Origin of the sequence: Trinickia soli (assembly GCF_002879855.1) — a bacterium.
GTDB lineage: Bacteria > Pseudomonadota > Gammaproteobacteria > Burkholderiales > Burkholderiaceae > Trinickia > Trinickia soli.
In genome coordinates this window covers 152,330-169,521 of record NZ_PNYB01000010.1, presented here as the reverse complement: position 1 = coordinate 169,521, position 17,192 = coordinate 152,330, and the positions used below count along the sequence as shown (strand labels likewise).

Below are 17,192 nucleotides of genomic sequence, written 5' to 3'. Positions count from 1 at the left end.
AGATGACGGCTACAAGAAATTTTTATGAGCAATTCTGAGATCTCATAGCGCAAGGGGATCAAACGGGGGCAGAGACGATAGGGGTGGGATAACCCTGACATTTCTGTTAAGGAAATATTGACACTGACGGCTGCAAATCCTCGCTGGCGCGTGAAATTTAGACGACTTAGTATCGTTTCCAACCTTGAAGGAAAACTCCGATTCGGTCGCCAGCATCTGGGCTAGGGCGGCCGGTAACGCTTTCACACACGATCCACCTGGAGACTAGCTATGACCACAAAAGCACAATACGCGGGGGACGCGCAGCAAGCAGCAGCGGCCGATGGGCCGTTCGGCTGGTATCGCCGTGCGAGTGCGAGCGCGCGGCGCGCGTTTTGGAGTTGCAAGATCGGCTATGCATTGGACGCGATGGACACGATGTTCCTCGCGTTCGTCATTCCGGCGATCATGGCAACTTGGGGTATTTCGCGGGCCGACGCGGGGCTTGTCGGCACTGTGACGCTGCTGTCCTCCGCGCTCGGCGGCTGGGTGGCGGGCATCTTGTCGGACCGCATCGGCCGTGTAAAGACGTTGCAGGTCACGATCGTCTGGTTCTCGGTCTTCACGTTCCTTTGCGCACTTGCGCAGAGCTACGATCAGTTGCTCTGGGCGCGCGGCTTGATGGGCCTGGGCTTCGGCGGCGAATGGACGGCGGGTGCCGTGCTGATCGGCGAGGCAATTGCCGCGGGCGATCGCGGCAAGGCGGTCGGCACCGTGCAGGCGGGCTGGGCGCTCGGCTGGGGCATCTCGGCGCTGCTCTATACGGTCGTCTTCTCGCTGCTGCCTGGTGAGCTGGCTTGGCGTGCGCTGTTCGCGATCGGCTTGCTGCCCGCGCTGTTCGTGATTCCGCTGCGCCGGATGGTTCAAGAGCCTGAAGTCCACGCACGCCAGAAGGCACGCGAAGCGAATTCCGGCGAACATAGCTCGTTCCTTCAGATCTTCAGCAAGTATGGGTCCACGACCCTGCGTGCGGCGATTCTGACGACGGGCGCTCAAGGCGGCTACTATGCGATCACCATCTGGATGCCGACGTGGCTGAAGACGTCGCAGCATTTGAGCGTGGTCGGCACGGGCGGCTATCTGTCGGTGATTATCGTCGGTTCGTACATCGGCTATCTGACGAGCGCTGCGCTGAACGACCGCATCGGCCGGCGCCTGACGCTGATCGGCTATGCCATGGCTTCGATGGCGATCGCCTTTGTCTACACCCGCATGCCTATGAGCAACGGCCTGCTGCTGGCGCTTGGCTTCCCGCTCGGCTTTTGCGCCTCGGGCATCTTCGCCGGCATGGGTGCGTATCTGACGGAGTTGTTCCCGACGCGGGTGCGCGGCAGCGGCGCTGGTTTCTGCTACAACTTCGGCCGTGCGGTCGGTGCCACGTTCCCGTTCTTCATCGGGGTCGTCTCCAAGACGATGACGCTCGGCGCGGCGATCAGCGTGTTCGCGGCGTCGGCTTATGGCCTCGTGATGCTCGCCGCACTGATCCTTCCCGAGACGCGTGGGGCGCAACTGGAGGATTGAACGACCTCGCTTGGCACTTGGCTGTGCCCAGGTGTCCTAGCGTGTCGTTGCAGGGCTTGAATTCGTCGCGGTCGATTACACGACCGCGACGTTTTTATTTGCGCGCCGCTTGCATAATGGCGCGCTTCGTCGGGCATCGGTGAGTGTGGCGTTCAGGAAGCGGTCCGCGTGACGAAGCTGATGCGTAAATTGAATCGCTGTTTCGCATCGGTGCTTTTGCAAACGGCCACTCGAAGCGATATTCGTGCATGACATGTTCGACGAGCGAGGATCCGGATGCAAAGCCGAGGGGTAGGACGCGCCATGCCGGCGTTGGCAGTGCTGGCTACAACAGAGGGCAGGATCCGGAACCCGAGACCGGGGGAGAATCGGGAGCAACCGAGGTCGTCGAGTCCGAGCGCAGGTTCGTCGATGTTGGAGCCGCTGCGCGGCCGCCGCCGTGTCCATACCGTCGTCGCTGACACGAAGGTCACCGATGACGGCAAGGTCCAGGACCCGGGCCACATCCAATACCAGCCCTCCGAATCCGAACGCAGACGCGAGCCGCAATTGGCGCCGGCGATTGGCCATGCCCGCCGTACCGATGCGCTGGCGCCTCGTCCCGAGCGATTGCAGGTGAGCGGCACGCTGCCCGACGGCAAGCCGTTTCGCGTCAATGCGCTCAAAGGCGCGGCGATCAATGCCGGCGACGACAAGGTTATCGATGATGCCAAGGTGACTCGCGTGATCGACCATGGTGAGATGACCGAGGAGCAGATCTCGCGAATGAAAGAGGTGCAGCGACGGCCGATCTTTCCCACCTACGAAACGAGCGGTGCGCAGGAAAGCAACTGCGTTCATGGTCATGCGCACGTGGCGCGCACGGTGTTCGATTGGAACGTGCGGCCTGAGCGGCATGCGCGGCCGCAAGACCTGGCCGAGCAAATGGCGCACTTGAGAACCCGTGACGCGAGCACCGGCAAGGCTGCCGTGGAAGGCGAGGCTTCGAGCGATTCGCCGGAGGCGAAGGACGAAGGGTAGGCGGCGGCGAACTTGGCGATCGAGCGCGGCTACGCTACCGGTCATATTGATTGCCGCGCGCGTGCCTCCATGTGGCGACAACGATAGGGCGTCGGTGCGCGGCAATGCGACATGTGATGCACGCCCCTTCGCATTGTCGAGCCAATGTTCGCCGGACTGACAACTGACGCCCTACGGTTCCAATATCGTCTTGCCAAGTGCAAGACGCGCGGTGCGGCGCGATCATGCTGGTCGCCCTGCACAAGAAAGATGACCCACTCTCAGCCATAGCTGTCGCGCAGCGCTGTCGCGCCAATGTCGCCATCGCTCGAAGAAGCATCTTCGCGGACGGATCCCAAAAATAAATCGATTAGCGATATGCCCATAACCGATACCTACGAAAATTCGGCCGATACCGCCTGCATCGATTCCGAACGAACGCTCAGATACGCGGGTGCGCTATGCGCGCAAGGTAAGTCGGCACAGGCGAAGTCAATGTGCAGTGAAATTTTCGCCGCCGACCCGACTCGTGCCGATGCGCTTACTCTTCTGGCGACGATTGCATTCCACGAACGCGACTACGAAGGTGCTCTCGACGCGTTGCGAAGAGCCGCTCGATCGAACGGGAATCAAGCCGTCACGCACTTCAACATCGGCGTTGCATTACGGGAACTGGGGCGCTTCGACGAGGAGATCGCCGCATACGATGACGCGCTAGCGGTCCATCCCCGCTTTTTCGAAGCATGGTTCAACCGCGGTACCGTTCTTCGTGCGACCGGACGTCATCGCGACGCACTTGCGAGTTTCGACGAGGCGATAGCGATCAGGCCCGACTGCGCTGAGGCGTTCAATAACCGTGGCAATGCGCTGGGCGACTTGCGTCGCTACGACGAGGCGCTCGCCAGCTTCGACCATGCCCTGCGACTGAAGCCGGACTACGCGGAAGCGTATAACAACCGAGGCAATGCCCTTGAGGGCCTCGGACGCTACGATGAAGCGCTGCAGAGTTATGAGTGGGCGCAACGACTCGCGACCGACTATGCGGATGCACACTGGAACGAGAGCTTGTGCCGCCTGTTGGTCGGCGACTACGCCAAAGGCTGGGAAAAATACGAGTGGCGATGGCGCACCGGCACTTACGCACAGGGAAAGCAACCGCAACTTGAAAAACCCCTCTGGCTCGGACACCAGTCGTTGCTCGGCAAAACGATCCTGCTTCATGCGGAGGGCGGGCTCGGCGACACGCTGCAGTTTTGCCGCTATGCCGCGCTCGTCGCCGCGCGCGGGGCGAAGGTAGTGCTCGAAGTGCAGCCCGAACTGCGCCGCTTATTGTCGAATCTGGACGGCGTTGACCAGTTATTGGTACAGGGCGAACCGCATCCCCCATTCGACTTTCATTGCCCGCTGATGAGTTTGCCCCTCGCGCTCGGGACGTCGAGTGACTCCATCCCCGCACGATTGCCCTATATTGCCGCAGACTCGCAACTGGTTGCGCACTGGGGACAGCAGTTCGTGCAAGCGAAGCAGCGGCTGCGCGTCGGACTCGTGTGGGCCGGCAACCCGAGGCTGGGTATTGCGACCTCGCGCGCGATGGACAAGCGGCGCAGCATGCCGTTCTCCCGTTTCGCTCCACTGTTCGAATTGCCTGGCATCGACTTCTATAGCCTGCAAAAAGGCGAAGCGGCAGTGGCACAGCTCACAGCCAGCCCACTCGCGCGACACGTCATCGACATGACGGACGGGATCGGCGATTTTGCGGACACGGCTGCGCTTGTCGAGCATCTGGATCTGGTGATCGCCGTCGACACGTCGACCGCGCATCTGGTCGGGGCGATGGGCAAACCGGTGTGGCTGCTCAATCGCCACGACACCTGCTGGCGATGGTTTCGTGAGCGACGTGACTCGCCGTGGTATCCGGGTGTGATGCGGATCTTCCGTCAGCCCAGCGCAGGTGACTGGGACTCCGTCGTCGCCGAAGTCGCGAGCGCGCTTCGGCTGGAAACCGGAATGGAGAGGGTCCCTGATTAGAGCAGGTATGCGACCCCCTCAGTCGCATGCGGGCATGCGGACGGCACGCGCCTACAATTCAACGCATCAGTCGATCGGCGGCGCTGCCGGCCCGCCCGCACTGCATCACTCTCCCTGCCCGATTCTGCCCGCGCCCGCATCGGACAGCACGATCGATGCGACCTGATTCGTTGGATCGAGGTGCCCGATACCGCCTGCTCCCGGCCCCGAACCCGTCGGGGACGACGAGAGGTTGACCGGTTTGCCGTTGACGAGCGAACCGGTATCGGTCAGGTGGCCGGACGATCCGAAGCGTTTGACCAGCTGTTGCTCGCTGATGCCATTCGTTTCGAACGCGTTGTTTTGCGACGTCACGTTCGCATCGACGCCGATGCCAAAGTTGTACTGGAAGCGGTTGGACTGCGTCGAACTATCCTGATAGAGATTGTTGGCGACTTCGACGTTGCCGAACCGCACGCGCGGGTCGCGCTGCGAGAGGCCCGAGAAGAGATTGTGGTCGATCGTGACGTTGAGCTTGCCCTTGTCGCTCGTCATGCCGTCGCTCGAGCCGATGAGGATCGACTTGTTATGGCTCAGAAACTGGTTATAGGAGAAGGTGGCGTAGTTGGCCCCGTCCGTGAAGTCGATCTGATCGCCGCTGATTGCACCGGAAGGTGTGGCGCCGTCCTTGAACGTGTTGTGATCGACCCAGAGGTTCTGGGTACCTTTGGCTTCGATGCTGTAGACGCGCCCGTGCGGATTCCCTTGTGCGTCCTTGCCCGGGAAAAAGTCGTAAGGCGAACTCATCGTCAGATTGCGGATGATGATGTTGTGCGAATTGCTGACATTGAAGCCGCCGCCGGAGATTCCGGCATCCTTGCCCACACCGATGATCGTCGTGTTCGGGCCGACATTGATCATGTCGTGATTCAGTTGGTCCTTCTCGCTGGCGAAATCGCGCCGGGTAAGCTCCTTGCCGTTGCTGTCCTTGTTCAGATCGATGTTGCCCATGATCAGGATGATCTTGGGCGTCGAATTCGACCCGTTCGTCGCATTGCTTCCGCCGAGCGCCTGGACAAGTTGCTCACGGTTCGTCACGGTATAGACGTGCGAAGCGTCGGCCTTCGAGCCGCCCGTCACGCCGCCGTTTTGCGCGCCCCATCCGTGTCCGGCGGACAGCGTCTCTCGTGAATGGTTGGCCCCGCTTCCCGTGGAAGGGGAGGTACCGCCGACCGAGGGATCTGTCGCCGGCTTGCCGGACGGTGGCTGTTCGTGCTGCTGATAAGGATCGGGAGCCGGGTGATTCGAATGATTCGGCGAGGGCGTGCTGACCGAATCGTGCCGAAGCTGCTTGCCATGATGATGGCCAGGCGAGCGCTTGCTCGTTCCGTTCTGCTGCTTGATCAGATTCGCCACATCCTGACGGAGACTCCCCAGCTGTTGTTCGAAATCGCGCTCGAGTGACGCCAATTGTTGTTGGACCGTCGAATTGAACTGCGGCGAACCCGGCGATGGAAATAGGTCGGGAAAAGTAGTCGAATTGACTGTTGTCATCACGCGCTCCGGCAGGGTGGACGGCGGGGCCACGGAGAAGGGCGCCCCCAACGAGAGGCAGATTAAGACTCCAGCAGGCAAGCGGTTCGAATGCAGCGAAGCGATGTATTCAGATGCGAAGCGCGCGGGCGGGTCATCGCCGGGCTGCACGAGCGTTGTCGAGAAGTATTCCTCCTTCACAAGCTACTTGATCGTCGCAGGAAGAAGTTGCGGCTCAATTGCGCATATCGCGCAACATGGTTGCGCAGCCAGCTAATGCTGACGCATCCCGTCCATGCGCGTCGGGACACGGCGAAGCCCCGCTTCACCGGCGCTTTGCCTTGCCGCTCGCTTTCTTATCGTTGCGCTTTTCGGGCCGGGACGGACCGGCACCAACGGCAACGCGCGTGCGCACCGGAAGGCGTTTCAACTGCTCGCGGCAGTCCTGCGTCTCGCGTCTGATCTCGTTGTTTTCGCGTATGGCGTTGGTGATCCGTTCGCTCCGATCGACCCGGCTCGCCGCGATAAGAATCTTCGTGCCGGCCGCGAGATGCTGTTCGATCAGATCGAGCATCGCGTCAGCAGCGGGAGGTACCGCGTCGGGCGGCCCCGCGAGTCGAGCCGCGAGGGCGCGCACGGTTGCACGCAACCATTGACGCTTTGCCGAATCGAAGTCCGCAACATAACGCCACTCGAGACCGAGTGTGAACGACTGAATCTCTTCGATGTCCTGCGCAGCGATCATCGCAGCCTGCTCGCTGGGGTGCTGGGTACCGACCGACGCAATCAACTGTTTGCGCGTGGCGTCGATGTCTCTGGCGGCGCTGTCTACGACACCGGTCTGCCGCTCGGCCGCTTGTTGGAAGCGTAACGGATCCAGTATCGGCTCGCGGCTCAGATTCTGCGCCTGTTGGTAGCCCTCCGAAATATCAGCGAGCACCCCCAGCGTGTAGTGAATGGATCGTGCGGTCCGCGCCACGCGCCGGGTGAATTGCAACGTGCGTTCTGCACGTTCGGCGGCGATGCCCTGAGTCAGACGCCTGCTTCGCCCCAAAGCCAGCACATCCGTAGCTTGGTCGCCAGCGCGTTGCGCTTGGCCGGCGAGGTGCCGCAGATTGGCTGCGCAGCCCGCTGTGGGCCCTTCGTGAATGGTTCGGCGTGCCAGCGAGCAGCATTCGATCAACTCCGCAACCGTGCGCTGCGCCGTCGCGATTGCGTTCAGGTTCAACTGCAGATTGGCGTGGTTCTCAATAATGGCGCTATTCGCGTCTGCAGGGGGCGAAGGCATCCGAGCGATGTGCGCTTGCACAGCCTGCACCGCCTCGCGCGAACTGGCGATCAGTGCGCGTTCGGCCGTTTCGGCTTCCTGTGCCGCGTCCCGCTCTTCAGGGGAAGGGTCGAACCATACGACGGGAAGCGCTTGACGCAGTCCGTAGACGCATTCCAACGCTGGCCCCATCGCCGCCGACGCCTCCAGGCTGCAGTTCACCGAGTCGGCATGAGCAATCTGAAACGCGCTGTTCACAAGCCGCGTACGCTGTCTCGCACAACCGGCCGAGAACTGGCGAAGCGCGGGACCCCAGGCGCGCCCGGCGGCTGGCGCCGCGTTGTCGGCAGCCTGCGCGGCTTTGCGCACGTCATTCGCTGCGTCAAGGAGATTCGCGTCCCTTCCCTGCACGGCTTGCACATATTGCTCCAGCGCCGCAAAAGGCAGTGCAAGGCGGGCAGCATCGAAGTCACCCGCGTCCTGCGCGAACGCCGACGCCTGCAGCCTGCCGCGCAGCGTCTGGCATCGCGAGAGCAGATCGGCGTTCATCAACCGCTCGGCACTCGTCAGGGCGCCTATTCCGGCGGTCGGCGCAGGGTCTGTTGCCTGTGGCCCATGCGTCAGCGTGGCCATCGTCGAGAACAAGCCGATGAGCGCCTCGCGCGTCCGAAGCAACGCCGAATCGCGCGATCCGGCCAGCTCCGCGCGCAACTGCTGCGGCTCGGGCGCCGACCGTGCCGCATCGGGCCACGACGCAGTCGAGTCGCCGAACACGCGAAGCGCGTCGTCGTAGGCACGAGCAGCCTCGTACCAGGATTCGAACCTATCGGTGAGATGGTCGAGCGAGTCCGACGGATCGCTTTGGCGCGCTTCGGCCCCCGCGAGCACCTCGCGAGCATGGGCCATCGGCGTAGCGAGCGCCGAGCGCAATGTGCCGAGCAACGCCGGCAGGTTCGGCTCACCTCGCAAGACAAGCGGGAGCGCACTGAGAACATAACCGAGCGACGAGACGGCGGCGTCGCGGTGATCCGCCCAGGGCGACGGCCGTGTTTGATTTGCATCGGCGGCCGACAGGCGGTCTAGCGCGTCCGAGATGGCACGGAGCTCGGGATCGAAGCCCTCGATCGGCGCCGAGTCGAGCGGCAGCGCGCGAAGCGCGTCGCTTTCGCAATGTTCGAGTGCGGTGCGTAAAGGCCTAAGCACCGCCTGGAGGGCACGCAGGTCGCCACGTTCGACGCCATACCGATTACGCCTGTACTCGATAATGGCGGTGAACAACCAAGCCTTGACCGCGTGCCGCTGCGTTTGAGCGTCGCAGTGCGCCGCCGCGTCGTCGAGTCGCTCGATCTCCCCCGGAGGCAGGCCGACCTTGCGCGCGGCATCGAGTGCGGCGTGGTATTGATCGGCAGCGGTCTGCCACGCGCATCCGGCGTCCTCGCATTCGAAGAGGGTTTTCCGGGACCGCTCATGAGCGGCGAAGCCCTGGAATAGGTCCGCGAAGTCCGTGACCCCGGAAATCGGATGAGCGCTTTCCGCCTGCTTACGCAATTCGTCCGCCCCGGCGGCTAGCGCGTGCGCATCGGCCGGGATGCTCGACAGGGCCACCCATTCCTGCAATGCTTCCCGCCGCCCCGCGCGCCGCGCACCGCCGGACCAAAAATCAGGATGTCCTGCAAGCGACGAATCGGCCTTGACGAGGAAATCGTCGCTCGACTGCGACTCTGCATCATCGATCGAGCTAGCCGAGCCGCTCGACGAGCTGTCGTCCAGGCTCCTCTCCTCGACCATCCGGGCCAGCGTGCGTTGAAAGCGGGGCCCGCGCGCGATGGGTTGGTCCGCCGCAATCCCCGGAGCGTCGTTGTCGCCGACCTGCGGCGGGGCGGCATGCCGTCCGCGAGGTACATGGCGTGCCTGGAAAGGAGATGTCGGCAGGAAAGCCAGCGGCCCGCTTGGCGAGAGGCGGCCGCTACCCGGCAGCCCGGCTGCCACATCGGGGTTGGCAGGGGCACCCGAAGCGCTTGGGGAATCGAGGGGGGCGGTCGTGTTCGGGAGGATCAGGCGATCAATGGGCATCGTTGTCTACTTGTGCGGACCGACTCGGGGGAAGCGAATCGACGCCGTATACCCGTGGCGCAGGCATGAGAAGTTGGGGAATCAGATAGCACGGCCAGCGTAGCGCGAACGGCGGCGCCGAGGGCTGACGCTCGCGAACAGAGGTTGCACGCAGCGAAGGCCCAATTCGGTCGGCGCCTATGCGAGAGCCGACTATCTGACCGACGCGGCCGTTTCGATCAATCCTGCGGCGGCGGCGGGATGCGGCACCATCGATACATGCGACGCGCCTTTAATGATCACGTCGCCCCTGGCGCCCGCTCGCTTGGTCATCAATGCGATCGCTTGCGGGTGCCTTGAATCGGAAGCGATCGTTTCCCTGAAGACCTGCCGTTCTTCGATATCACAATGTGTTATTGCTGCGATATCGAATTTTTTGCTTCGCTCCGGGAGACAAGTTTTCGCTGGGTCGGTGAATTCAGATCCGCCGCCACTGCACTATACCGGCGAGCCAAAAGTCTATCTGCTGCCGGTGAAGCCGCGCATTCGGTAACGAGTGGTCCGGGAATTCGCGCTTAATTTCAGCAAAGTCCGTTGCAAATGTCTGACAGGTTCGACACCACGCGGCGCATCAACAATAAATGCGCAATTTCATCATCTTGCGCGGTTGCGATGCGGCCAAGCAAGATTGTGCCCCGCGGGCGCTCGGCCTGTATTCGTGCAAAACTCACCCCGATCGCAACAAAATTCGTTCGCCGTTCTGTTGCTTGCAAACTGACTCATCGCGAGCACAGGCGACGAACTCATTGATCAGCGTTTCCCTAGCGCGATAGGCCGGGGAGTGGCTGGCAGCCTGCCCGTTTTGCGTACGAGGACGCCGAAACCGATCGGCACCCGTTGTCGCGTCAGCGATCGATATCAACAAATTGCACTTCACAGCACCCGCACATGGATACTCGCTTGCCCGTTACGGGCGTATCACTTGCAGTTCCCGAGCGCGCAGAGGCCGGCGGGGTGCCGGCGCCACCGCCGACATCTGCGGAATCGTCAAAACCGCGATCATCCCAAACACGGTCTCCGGGCGCCTTACTTTCGAATCTGACACCCATTCGCCGAACACGAACTTCGCACGTGCTGTCGAGCGCTGACGAGTCGCGTAGGCAAACGGACGGGCTGAGAACCGCAGCGCGAACCCTCACGACGCCATCCGCGCACGCATCGTCGCCCCGAAACCGCGACATCGAGTTATCGCAGCCCGAAGCCGTCGTCGAAGACGATCAACTGAGAGAAGCCGTGCTCGATGCGGCGCTGCACGGCGATTCGGAGCGGCTGCAGGCGTTGATTGCAGGCTCGCCCGGGCTTTTGAGTCAGAAAAAAGCATGCATCGACGCCTATGGCCCCGACGGTCGCTCACCCCTACTCGTCGCCGCCCGAGCAGGGCACCACGAAGTGGTGGGACTGCTTGCACAAGCGGGCGCGGACCTCTATTCGACGATTCATGGCGATCCACGGCTGCGTGGTGTCAACGCCGTCTATCTTGCTGCTCAGCAGGGGCATAGGGCAGTCATCGAACGGCTCGCCGAGATCATGAAGCGGAGAGCCACGCCGAAAGCCGATATGGCGTCATACTTCGATGCGAGGCTGGTCCAGGGCTTCACCCCTCTTTTGGCGGCCGTACACCGCCCTGGGGTCGACGATGCGCAAATGGTCCGGCTGTTAATCTCGCTCGGAGCGGACGCCCGGCACTCGCGGGATGGCTGGACCTATCCGGTTCATATTGCCGCGAAGCTCGGCAAGACAGCGACGCTCCAGGCTCTCTTAGAAGCCTCCGAGAACGATGCGGGGTTGCTCGGCGCACGGGATGTCTATGGCAAGACGCCTGTCTTACTTGCGGCGGAGGGCAACCATCTCGAAGCTGCCAAGATACTCCTTGCGCTTGGCGCCGACGGCGCCGGCGCGCTCATCGAGGCTACCCAAAACAACCACGCTGGGGCGATCGAGACGTTGCTTGCCGCGATGGACTGCAGCGGGCGGAAGGACTCGAATGCGACGCTCGACACTTCGCATTGCGCAGCTGCGAGGCCCGCGCCGCAAGATGCATCTGCCATCGAAGCGTTTTCCAATCAGGAAGCAGGGTCGAGGCGCCCCTCGCATCGTACGCGACGCGTAGGGGGCCTTTCGCTAAGACTACCTCCCAACGTCGAATTGTTCCTGCAAAGGAGCGCTGATGCGGACCGCGGTTTAGTTTCGCGCGCCCCGGTGGTCGTCAGCGAAACGAAGCGGATCATCCTCATGCCCAGCTTGGTGTATCAAAATGGGCATATTTGCAAGCTCGCCGCGCTGGCGAACCTCGATCTTCTGTACGCGACTGAAAGAGGGATCGCAAACATTCCGCTGCGAAAGAATCGTTCCGGCTACTACACGTCGCAGGTCAATCATCATCATAGTGGCGTGGCGAATACGAGCATCCGCGAGACCGCTAAGAAGTATGACTCGCGTCAGGGGGAGATTCTGCAAGTATCCGATTTGCAATCGGTAGCACATGAGATGGGATATGAGGTGACGACGTTGCGGCCGCTGACGATCGACGAATGCCGGACAACAATCGCGCAGCACATCGAGCATGGCACGCCGCTACTGACGTTCTTCCAGGTATCCAAGCGGGAAGGGCCGGCTCGCCACGGATGGCCTCGATCAGGGGGCACGGAGACGACCGAGCATGCCGCGCTCGTCGTCGGCATCGACACGGGTGAAGATACGGTGGATCTGGCTCACTGGGGACAGGTTTTCCCGCGCATTCCGCTCTTCGATCTTTTCGGTTCGATGGATGCGTTGGCGGACGTCAGAAAGCCGGAGGTCTATGAAAGAACCGCTCTCGTACGGGACGAGCGGGCCCGCAATACGTACAAGAAGTACGACATAGCGAACGAGCCGCCTTCCGACATCCAGGCGGGCGTTGCCGCTGGGACAATCAGACCGTCCGTCGTTCCGACAAAAGAGGGTTTCAGGAATATGCTGCTTGTCGTCGAGCCAGACGAATCGCATCAAAGATGGAAGAGCGGGCGGACCGCGGCTTCTCGAACCGAGATGCCAGAGACGGCACTCGAGAGCAGTTAAATCCGAACCCGGCCTTGGCCATAGGTCTCACAGGTCTCGCGCGCGCGGTGCGCGGTCATCCTAAGGCAGCGTTGCTGTCGCCGTTCTGCGATTGCGGGTCTTTTCGCCGAGCTCTCGTCATCGCGTCTCGAGGCGCTCGACGGAGGCCGTTTGCGCCCACGTCTGCGAGGGGGACGCGCTGTGCGGATCGGTGGCCTCGGGTAGGCGCGTTTCGCTCACGGCGAACGTAGCTTTCGCTAGCGGGATCGCCTTCGGCGAATGTGTCTACCAACGGAATCGTCGCACCGGTGGTCTGTCGGAAAGCGCCTCGGGGCGATGCTGAGGAGCGAGCTGTGCGATTGCGTTCGCCACGGCTTGCAAGGCTGGCCCGCGATCCTCCGGCCTGCGCCACAATTGGACGTGATCGCGCAATACGGTCAGCGGCTCGGTCTGTGCCTGTTGCGGCAGTCGTTCCAGTCTCGCGAGCAGGTTGCCCAACGCGGCCCCTGTCGCATGACCGAGCGTGCCCACTCGATTCGCAAGCGCAGCGAGCGTTTGAGCATGGCCATCGCCAGGCATTTCATGCGCGAGCTCGAGCACGCAATGGAATTCGTCGTTTCGGTCGTCCATGTCCAGCCAGTCCAGTTTTTCCGCGAGGCGGGTCGCCGGTTTGGCGCGACGCTCGGGCGGCAATGCGGCGATGGCGCCGCGCAGTCGGGCAAACGTCGTTCGACGTTCTGGCTGAGCGACGCAGTGAATCTGCGACGCCAATCCCGCGAGCGCGTCCGAGCGCGCAGCAGCAGGCATCTCGAGCGTCATCCGCAGCACCTGGGCAAACACTCTATTTTGATCTCGCTGCGGCAAGTGCTCAATTACCGAGCCGAGCGCGGCCAGCGCTGCCCCCCGATGCTGCGGCTCCATGCGCTCGGTCAAGGATAGGAGCCGCTGGTATGCCCAGTGTGCATTGGGCGTATTGTTCTGCGCGAAGTTCGCGATCGACGCCACGACCGTGCTGTGTTGACGGGGCGGCAAACTCGCGGCGGCATCGAGCACGCTATTCAGCATGGATTCCTGATGCGGTTCGGGCACAAAGCGGACTTCGCCTCCCAGCGCGCGCAGGAGCGTTGCGCGATCCTGCGCGGGCAGATTGCGATGCCCATTCAGCAGTTGCGCGATCGCTTGGGGACGTTCAGCACCCGGAAGCGCACCGATTCGTTCTGCCAGGGCGGCGAGGGGCGCACCCCGGAGCAGGGGATCGAGCGTTTCGACGGCCTCAAGGAGTGACGCGAATCCGTTCGCGCGATCGACTGACGGCAAAAAGCCGATTCGTTGGCCAAGCGCGGCCATCGCTGCGGGCCGGCCCGACGGGGTAGACAAAGAGATGATCGCGGCAACCAATTGGTCCATCTGCCCCAACGATCGCACGTCCGCCGCACGGAAGACGAATTGGTCCGCCAACAGTGACTGTCGCAAGGCGCGACCGATCGCCGGATGGGCCAATGCGTAGCGTTCGCGGTTTGGCGCGTCCAGTCGGCTGCCAATCTCTTCGTGGAGTTCGTCAGGGAGACGCACCAAGCCCGATTGGCCGGCCGCAGGGCTGTCGCCCACGCACGGGCGGACGGCGCGGAGTGCCTGAGTATGGGGCACCTGCGATCCGCTCGGCCGTGCTGAACTGCTCAATTGAGCCAACTCGACGAGTAGGCCCTGAACGGGGTGACGGGATGGGGAGCGCCTTGGCTGCGCGGGCAAGCCTTGGGTGCCGGAATCGACTACCGGATGCTCCTCCAGCGAAGAAGGCGACCTAACAGATGATGGAATCTTCACGGGGTGAGCTCAAGCCTGACGGAAGTCGCCTGAACGGCGGATTGAAACCGATCGATAGTATTGACAGCCCGCTGCCGAATAGACTACCCGCCGACGAATTCTTGTTCGGGTAAGCGAAAGTGGGCTGTCGTCCGCTCGCCGATTCAGCTTGACCGCATCGCATTGCTGGCTCACTGGCTCCATCGCGTGAAGCGTGTATCCGTTGCAGGCGGCAGCGATCGAATCGATCGCCCCAAAGACGGAGGCGGGGCTCAATCTCGTGCAGCCCTACCCTCAGGAAACGGTGCCCGCGATGATGAGCGCCCTCCAGTCAAGCGCTGCGGTCGCAGCCCGTCTTTCGTCGCACGGTTGCGGCAAGCACGGTCGAACTCATTACGGCGCCCCCGGCGATTGCTCTCGCGGCTGCTCGGGACCGGTGCGGCCCTGCTCGTCCGCACGCGTCGGATCGGACGACAGCGGATTCTCGGGGGTAAGCGCCACGAGCGACGATGGCGAGGCCGCAGGACGTTGCATCGACTCCTCGGGTTCGGGAACGAATGTCGGCGTGTCATGCATCGCAGCGAGGGGGGCGGACATCGTGGATGACGACATGGGTTCCTCGTCTAAGTCGACAATGCTCGATTGCATGCCGAGGCCATCTGCGCTAAGACCAGTCACCATTTCTTCGAGGGCGCCGGCAGGTAGCTCGCGCAGATCGGTCATCGGCGGCGAGTCGAGCATCGAGAAATCGATAGCGGCCAGTATGTTTCCAACAGGTCCCTCGGTTGCTGCGTCGCTTGCCGGCAGAACGGAGTCATCCGTATCCGTGACGGGCGTTAGCAGCGCATCGCGCGTGAGCTCAACCACCATGGCATCGATGTCGCTTTGGGCGATGGCGTCCGCGTGGGTAGCTCCATCGCCGGTCTCGATCACGGCATCGCTGCCGTCGGCAAGCGGATCCTCGCTTTCCAGATCGTCGTCTAGCAGCCGCCTCAGCTCGTTGATTCCGTCTTCAGTGGCAAGTGGCTCGTTCAAAAGAGGGGAGAGCGATTGCCTTGGTGATGGTGCTTCACCGCCGGACGCGTCGTCCGGCAGCCGCCGTGACTCGTCGAATCCGTCTTTGGCCGCGAGCGACGGTTCGGTCGAAAGAGCTGAGGCGGATTCCCTCCGTGAGGCGGGGACGGGGGCTTCGCCACCGGACTCCTCGTCCAGCAGCCGCATCACCTCATCGAACTCATCCTCGGTTTCGAGCGCGACATCCTTCAAACGAGCCGGCGACGAGGACGCCGTGGTTTCGATTTCGGGCCGGCTCGCCGCTCTGGCTTGGGTCGTGCTTCGGCGTTCGGCGGTTTTGCGCATGAGCCGATCGATTTCCTGGGCGTGCGGACCCGCCAGCTTTTTGCCTCTCGCGGTCAAGCCTTTGCGGCCCAGGTATTGCCGAATTGAGCTGATGCGGAATCGTTCGGCCTTTGCCGCGCTGCGGATCGACTCTCCGCGCGCTACGGCCTTGGCTATGCACAACAATCCGGTATCAGTGACCTTGTTTTTCCAGTCCGCCGCAGGCAATTCTTCGACATTGTCCGCGGCGTTCGATGTTATCGTCCCGCGTTGTGCCGTGGCCGGCGCGCGAGCGGCAGGTGACGTGGCGCGCTGTTTACGCGCCATCGGAGACGATGCGAGTGTGCTGACGGCTGCATGCCGTCTGCGCGTGCCTCGGCCAACTTCACTCTCTGCGCGCTGTCGTTTTTTGCTCCGCGATGGGGGCAACGCTGATTGCTCGGGTTGCTCAAGCTGCGCGGGCTGGGCAGGTTTGTCCGTCTGCTGCGTCTGCTCAAGCTGCGCTGCCTCGGGGACGGTAGGCCTGTCTGTGGACGGGGCGACGGGCGGCTGGTTCGAGGTTGGCCGCTCATCGGCACCCGCGCGGCCCATGCCGCCGACCATCTGCGTTAGCTCTCTCACGAGCGGGTCGTCTTGTAACGACGCGAACGAGCGCCCTTGCGCCTGTAGTTCGCTGGAGAGCGCGCCCAAATGCTCAAGCCGGCTCGCCGTGAACCGATCTATCTCCGTGGCGTAGTCGCCTGCGAGCGCACGGCCTCGTGGCGTTAGGCCAAACAGAGACAAAAAAGGACCTACGGTAGCCGCGGAAATGTTGAGCCGCGCCGCCGCGTCCGAGATCGACATGGTGACGGACAGGCGTGCGATGGCCACGAGGTCAATCGCGTCGATCGTCGTTCGCTCGGCCCCCAAAGGCGGCAAGTTTCGCTCGCCCCTGAGCCGCACTTCCCTTGGCGGTGCGAGCGGCCGGGCGGAGGCCGGTCGTACACCAACGCGCGGTGAGGGATCCGACGCGGGAGGGACTCGCGGCTCTTGCTCGGCAGGCCTTGGCATTCGCAATGGCGGCGCCCGGTGCTCGTCGGCGCGCGAATTTGAGCGTCGCAGAGTGAACGAATCGCGACGCTTACCGAACAGATCCATGAAATGTTGAATTCTTCCGGCCCAGTTTCCGGCCGCTGCACGGCCGTCAATGGTCAGTCCTCGCAACAATAGATAGCCAGAAATTGTCCCGGCGTTCACGCCGCATGCTTCGCTTGCGCGCGAGATCGCACCTTCGCTGGTCGCCGCTTGCGCCACGGCCGCCAACATCGGGGCCGAGACTTTCCTGCGCGCGTGCGGCGTTTGGGCGCTGGCCGCACCGTCATGCCGCCTACGCATCGCCGGCGGGGCGATCGTTGGGAACGTGACGCCATCCGCTATTGCGCCCGCGCCGCCATACGCAAGGTATCGCTGATACAGGATTTCGTCGAGCGCGTCCGCCCGCTCGCCCGCGACCCATCGGCCTGCGTGCGTGAGTCCCCATGGTGCGACATACGCGTCG

9 protein-coding genes are annotated in these 17,192 nt (G+C 62.8%); 5 read left to right on the top strand and 4 right to left on the bottom strand.

What is annotated here, in order from left to right:
• The first annotated feature begins 270 nt into the window (after nucleotides 1–270).
• The 3 genes from C0Z19_RS13980 to C0Z19_RS13965 all read left to right on the top strand — a co-directional run bounded on the left by C0Z19_RS13980 (nucleotide 271) and on the right by C0Z19_RS13965 (nucleotide 4,587).
• Nucleotides 271–1,560: an MFS transporter gene (locus C0Z19_RS13980; RefSeq protein WP_102610429.1), complete on the top strand. Its 1,290-nt coding sequence runs from the start codon at nucleotides 271–273 to the stop codon at nucleotides 1,558–1,560.
• Nucleotides 1,561–1,971: 411 nt separating this feature from the next.
• The gene (locus C0Z19_RS13970; protein WP_175083998.1) at nucleotides 1,972–2,580 is read left to right on the top strand and encodes a type III effector; all 609 of its coding nucleotides are present in this window, start codon (nucleotides 1,972–1,974) and stop codon (nucleotides 2,578–2,580) included.
• Nucleotides 2,581–2,874: 294 nt separating this feature from the next.
• Nucleotides 2,875–4,587, top strand: a complete 1,713-nt coding sequence (locus C0Z19_RS13965; protein ID WP_102610427.1) for a tetratricopeptide repeat-containing glycosyltransferase family protein — start codon at nucleotides 2,875–2,877, stop codon at nucleotides 4,585–4,587.
• 105 nt (nucleotides 4,588–4,692) lie between these two features.
• On the opposite strand, the gene C0Z19_RS13960 is transcribed toward C0Z19_RS13965, so the two are convergent.
• Both C0Z19_RS13960 and C0Z19_RS13955 read right to left on the bottom strand, forming a co-directional pair.
• Nucleotides 4,693–6,120, bottom strand: coding sequence for a pectate lyase family protein (locus tag C0Z19_RS13960; RefSeq protein ID WP_146012060.1), 1,428 nt, complete (start codon nucleotides 6,118–6,120; stop codon nucleotides 4,693–4,695).
• A gap of 304 nt (nucleotides 6,121–6,424) precedes the next feature.
• Nucleotides 6,425–9,439, bottom strand: a complete 3,015-nt coding sequence (locus tag C0Z19_RS13955) for a hypothetical protein (protein WP_146012059.1) — start codon at nucleotides 9,437–9,439, stop codon at nucleotides 6,425–6,427.
• A gap of 1,110 nt (nucleotides 9,440–10,549) precedes the next feature.
• Here C0Z19_RS13955 and C0Z19_RS13945 point away from each other — a divergent pair.
• On the top strand, nucleotides 10,550–12,535 hold the full coding sequence (locus tag C0Z19_RS13945; RefSeq protein ID WP_158242978.1) for an ankyrin repeat domain-containing protein: 1,986 nt from the start codon (nucleotides 10,550–10,552) through the stop codon (nucleotides 12,533–12,535).
• Between the two features lie 264 nt (nucleotides 12,536–12,799).
• Here C0Z19_RS13945 and C0Z19_RS27970 read toward each other — a convergent pair whose 3' ends face one another.
• The gene (locus C0Z19_RS27970; protein ID WP_146012058.1) at nucleotides 12,800–13,579 is read right to left on the bottom strand and encodes a hypothetical protein; all 780 of its coding nucleotides are present in this window, start codon (nucleotides 13,577–13,579) and stop codon (nucleotides 12,800–12,802) included.
• A 9-nt stretch (nucleotides 13,580–13,588) separates the two neighbouring features.
• Between C0Z19_RS27970 and C0Z19_RS27965 the strand changes: the two genes are divergently transcribed.
• A complete protein-coding gene (locus C0Z19_RS27965) occupies nucleotides 13,589–13,798 on the top strand; it encodes a hypothetical protein (RefSeq protein ID WP_146012057.1) in 210 nt (69 codons plus the stop codon).
• A gap of 912 nt (nucleotides 13,799–14,710) precedes the next feature.
• On the opposite strand, the gene C0Z19_RS13935 is transcribed toward C0Z19_RS27965, so the two are convergent.
• The gene (locus C0Z19_RS13935) at nucleotides 14,711–16,960 is read right to left on the bottom strand and encodes a hypothetical protein (protein WP_146012056.1); all 2,250 of its coding nucleotides are present in this window, start codon (nucleotides 16,958–16,960) and stop codon (nucleotides 14,711–14,713) included.
• Nucleotides 16,961–17,192 lie beyond the last annotated feature (232 nt).